At 63.4% G+C, this 4,370-nt stretch carries 5 protein-coding genes; 1 reads left to right on the top strand and 4 read right to left on the bottom strand.

Annotation, left to right across the window (positions count from 1 at the left end; genetic code table 11):
- From ACESNG_RS13335 to ACESNG_RS13320, 4 genes are all read right to left on the bottom strand, one after another.
- A partial coding sequence (locus ACESNG_RS13335) for a hypothetical protein (protein WP_373069323.1) occupies nt 1-224 on the bottom strand: 224 nt, incomplete at its 3' end.
- An 85-nt stretch (nt 225-309) separates the two neighbouring features.
- Nucleotides 310-795, bottom strand: coding sequence for a hypothetical protein (locus tag ACESNG_RS13330; RefSeq protein ID WP_373069321.1), 486 nt, complete (start codon nt 793-795; stop codon nt 310-312).
- A gap of 82 nt (nt 796-877) precedes the next feature.
- On the bottom strand, nt 878-2,314 hold the full coding sequence (locus ACESNG_RS13325) for a multicopper oxidase family protein (RefSeq protein WP_373065237.1): 1,437 nt from the start codon (nt 2,312-2,314) through the stop codon (nt 878-880).
- Nucleotides 2,311-3,672, bottom strand: coding sequence for a TolC family protein (locus ACESNG_RS13320; RefSeq protein ID WP_373069319.1), 1,362 nt, complete (start codon nt 3,670-3,672; stop codon nt 2,311-2,313). Before ACESNG_RS13320 ends, ACESNG_RS13325 begins: the two co-directional genes overlap by 4 nt.
- 155 nt (nt 3,673-3,827) lie before the next feature.
- Here ACESNG_RS13320 and ACESNG_RS13315 point away from each other — a divergent pair, with 155 nt between their 5' ends.
- Nucleotides 3,828-4,289 carry a BlaI/MecI/CopY family transcriptional regulator gene (locus ACESNG_RS13315; RefSeq protein WP_373065241.1) on the top strand — a complete coding sequence of 154 codons (462 nt, stop codon included), beginning with the start codon at nt 3,828-3,830 and terminating at the stop codon, nt 4,287-4,289.
- The last annotated feature ends 81 nt before the right edge of the window (nt 4,290-4,370 follow it).

The raw sequence follows: 4,370 nt of genomic DNA, 5'->3' as shown, positions 1-4,370 counted from the left end.
TCCAACGCGGCCAGGTCACCTCGCTCCGCCGCAGCGAACACCCCCCGAAGCACGGCCGTTGCGCGAGCTACGTCGTCCGGTTGCCACGGGAGCTCCATACGTGCCAGCGAAGGCGCAATCGCAGGTGCCATGGCCACCGGCATTGCGTGGTGAACAACTACGGGATTCGGCAGCGACAGCGGTGCGGTCAGCAGCGCCGCAGTGATGTAAAGTGACGTCGACATGGCCAAGTGAATGCGAGAATGAGGGTTACGACCGCGAGTATCGGCGCAAGCCGAGATGACGCGCGCAAAGGGAGATACCGCAGCGCTACGCTCGTCGGCGACGGGATGACCAATGCACCGCGCGGATCTGCCAACCCGACGGCGACTGTGACAACACCATCAACTCCACCATGTCAGATCCTCGTGGATTTGCCGTATTACCAGGCGTGAATGTCGTCGCCACAAGATAGGCAGCCGTTCCGACGACGGTCACTTGTGTGATGGTTCGCTTGCCGGTCGCGTTCTTCGACGCCTTCATATCGGCACCGAGATGATGACCCAGATAGTCTGAGCGCGACTGCGCGACGCCGGATTCGAGCACCACCACGTCGTTCGCCAGATACGAGGTGGCCATGACCGAATCCCCTTCGGTAAGCGCGCCGTGAAAACCCGACACGGCGGCCACCACGGCCGCTGAATCAGTGCGAGACGCTTGTCCGCTGACCGATCGTGCTGGAGCGCACAGGAATACCACGGCGGCCACCGCGATCAACCGTGAGACGACGCCGCGTTGGTGCATGAAGCAAGGCATGATGTGGACTCGACGCATGAGGGTGAAACGGCGATCACTGCACGATGAAGGACGTGAATTCGCGAGCGCGAAACGCGCAATATCAGTGATGCTTGTGCGCCGACGGCACACCGCCCGGTGGCGGACCGGGAGCCACCCCGTCACGCTTCAACTCTGCTTCCGTGGCCTCACTCGACACGGTGCCCGGTGGATTGACGTACCACCCGGGATCGCCACCTGTCGGCAGTTTCTCGCGGATTTTGAGAATGGTGAACAACCCACCCATGTCGATACGCCCGTGCGGACCCGAACCGCCGCTCATGGAGATGGACGACTGCGGAATGGGCATGCCCATCGCGCCCATGTCGCTCATGCCCGTACTCCCCATGGCCATGTAGCTCGGCAGCAAAGGCCCGACCGCCGCGTTCAGCGTGTCCTCTTTGACGCCGATCATGTTGGTGCCGCTGTGCCCCATCTGGTTCATGGTGTGATGGGTCATGTGACAGTGCATGGCCCAATCACCCGGATTGTCGGCCACAAATTCCACGGTTCGCGTGGTGCCAACCGGCACGAGCACGGTGGCTTCGGGCCATTGCCCGTCGGGCGCGATGTCGCCGCCATCAGTGGCGACAACGCGCCAACGCATCCCGTGCACATGAATGGGATGGTGACTCATGGCACTCAGATTGCCGAACCGAATACGGATCCGTTCACCCACCTGCATCTGCAACGGCTCCGTATCCGGAAACACCTTGCCGTTGAAGGTGAACAGATTGAACTCCACCATTTCGTTGGGATCGGGTCTCGTGGTGCCGATGCGCACCAGCCATTCGGCAGCCAACAAGACAAAATCGCGGTCGGGCCGCCGGGTCGCGTTGCGCGCATGCACAACGAACATGCCCATCAGTCCGAGCCCTTGTTGCACCATTTCATCGTGATGCGTGTGGTACATGAACGTGCCGTGGTGCGGCACGTCGAACTCGTACTTGAACGTCGCGTTCACCGGAATCGGCGGTTGGCTCAGCCCGGACACGCCATCCATACCGGCCGGCAGCACAATGCCATGCCAGTGGACAGTGGTGGGTGCCGGCAGGTGGTTGGTGACGTAAATGCGCACGCGATCGCCTTGCAGTGCTTCGATGGTTGGCCCGGGCGTACTCCCATTGTAGCCCCAGCATTCCGATTCGAGCCCCGACGAAAACGCATGCGTGGTGATGCCGGCCGTTAGATGAAACACCTTGACGCCATCCACGATTTTGAACGGAAGTGTGGTTCCGTTGGGCGTTATCACCGGCGTGTAATCGCGGCCCGGCTTGCCAGGAGGAAAACGAGAGCCGGTGATGGCGGCGTTGCGCACGGTCGTCGCGGCGACCGGTTTCGCGGCGACGGGTGGTGCATGTTGATGGTCCTGCGCAGCGCTCACGAGCGGTGTCATGGCGACGGCACCACCGGCAAGGGCCGCTACGCCATGGCGCATCAGGTCGCGACGCGAAATCGTCGGCGTATCGGGCATGTCTTCGGGTTCCGCTTCGCTGCTCATGGTACGCTCGGTACGGGAAGTGGGCCACCGGTCGCGCGCTCCAACTCGGCACGGGCGAACCAATAGTCACGCAGGGCGTCGAGATACATCTGGCCGGCGTCGATCTCCATCTGTCGTGCCTGCAACAGCGCAAACACGGGCAACGCCATGGCGTTCGTTTGCAGCTGTGATTCCGTCACCACGCGCCGCCGTGCGGGCAATACCACGGTGCGTATCTGAAGTGCACGCCGTTGCGCCGTTTCCAGATGCGCCAGCGCGCTGCGCACCTCGGCATGCGCGTTCACCACGAGCGCATCATGCGTGGCGACGCGTTGGGCAAGTGCCGAGCGAGCCCGCGCCACGGCAGCACCACCTCGGTCGAACAGCGGCAGCGTAACGGACGCGGTTGGACCGACGAATTGGCCATCGGGATCGCGCTCGAAACTGGCACCGATCGTGCCGTCGGGAAGCAATCGGAACCGGCGGCTGAGGCCGAGCGCGTGAGCGGCGGCTTCAGCGCCTTCTCGTGCGGACGCAATGTCCATGCGACGCGACAGCGCGAGCGAGTCCATCATCGCCAACGGCCACATCTCGCGCGTTGGATTCTCGAGCAGTGGCCCAATGGTCCATGCCGTATCGCTCACGCCGGCGCCCATGAGTCGTCCAAGCTCGGCGCGCGCCAACGCCAACTCGGCGTCGGCGGAGGCGATGCCCGTCACCGATTCAGCCGCCATGGCCTCCTCGGCGGCCACATCGAGCGCTGGCAGATTCCCCGCCTCGCGCAATGCCTTTGCCACGGCAGCTGATGCCGCCGTGACCTGGGCCACGTTCTGACGCAGCTCAACCATTTGTTGCGCATGTTGGACGGCCACATACGCGCGCTGGACATCGAGGACGGCATCGTACACGGCATCGGCGACGCGTTGTTCCGCGCTGCGCAACTCGGCGGCCGCGATGCGCTTCTTGAGCGGAACCTGCAGCGCCGATATGACGGAGAATCCCACGCCGATACCGGACAGGGCGGTTCCTCCGCCCTGGCGAAAGCCGTAGTTCCCATTCACGGTCGGATTGGTGAGACGACTCGCCTGCCAGAGATCAGCTGCCGCGATGCCGACGTCGGCGAGCACGGCGCGCACGTGAGGGCTCCGCACCAATGCGAGACGCGCTGCCGAGTCGAGGGCGAGCGGTCCGGCGGGGATCCGCGGTGCCTGCGGCGGGGTCGAGTCGAGCCGAAGGCCCGAGAAGCGGGTGTCACCGCGCGTTGCCAGCACGGACTCCACGCCCTGGGTTCCACGGCGGGCAGCGGGAGGGACACACGCGGCCAGCGTCGTGCCGAGCGCAAGCAACGCGATGTTTGTTTGATGACGCGTAAAATACATATTCGAAAAAAGGACCGGGGGCAATATCCTGTCAATGGGAGAGCCGGAGGAGGCCGAAGAACATATATGGTGATGCGTGGGGAACACTTTACATGACGTAAAGCATTGGATATACTACTTTTTATGCGGCTAACTCAAACCCTTTCCTTCGACCGATGACCGTCCGCAGATCCTCCGGCGCCGCGTCGCCGAGATTGCAGGACACGGTGCGACTCTCGGCGCACGGCCTCGCGAAGGTGCTCGGCGATCTGGAAGCACGCATTCTGCGCGCCGTCTGGACCATTGGCACTCCAGCCACGGCCCGCGAAGTGCACGAGCACATCGTACAGGCACACGACGTGTCGCCGATCACCACCATCACGGTGTTGAATCGGCTGGTGGTCAAGCGCGTGCTCTGGCGATCCAAGCAGCAGGGGCTGATCCATTTTTCGGCGCGGCTCACCGAGTCCGAATTCATGGTGCAAGTCTCGCGACGGGTCGTAGAGGGCATCTTGTCTTTTGGTCCGGACGCGGTGGCCTCGTCGTTCGTCGATGTGGTGGCCGAACAGGATCCGGAGAAATTGGAAGAGTTGGCGCAGCTCATTCAGCGTCGGCTGCAGGCCCGGAACGGCGGCTGAGCCGTGGTCCTATGACGGGGGAGCATACCGAGAGCGAGCGCTCGAGCGCGCCGCCAGTGCCGATTGCGCATCGTGAGCAAC

Source organism: Gemmatimonas sp. (assembly GCF_041689975.1).
GTDB lineage: Bacteria > Gemmatimonadota > Gemmatimonadetes > Gemmatimonadales > Gemmatimonadaceae > Gemmatimonas.
The sequence above is the reverse complement of the archived record's forward strand: the minus strand, read 5'-3'. Positions and strand labels throughout refer to the sequence as shown.

What these genes read in the sequence shown, in the direction of transcription:
- ACESNG_RS13330 (WP_373069321.1), bottom strand. Translation starts at nt 795, where the DNA reads ATGCCTTGCTTCATGCACCAACGCGGCGTCGTCTCACGGTTGATCGCG.
- ACESNG_RS13325 (WP_373065237.1), bottom strand. Translation starts at nt 2,314, where the DNA reads ATGAGCAGCGAAGCGGAACCCGAAGACATGCCCGATACGCCGACGATT.
- ACESNG_RS13320 (WP_373069319.1), bottom strand. Translation starts at nt 3,672, where the DNA reads ATGTATTTTACGCGTCATCAAACAAACATCGCGTTGCTTGCGCTCGGC.
- ACESNG_RS13315 (WP_373065241.1), top strand. Translation starts at nt 3,828, where the DNA reads ATGACCGTCCGCAGATCCTCCGGCGCCGCGTCGCCGAGATTGCAGGAC.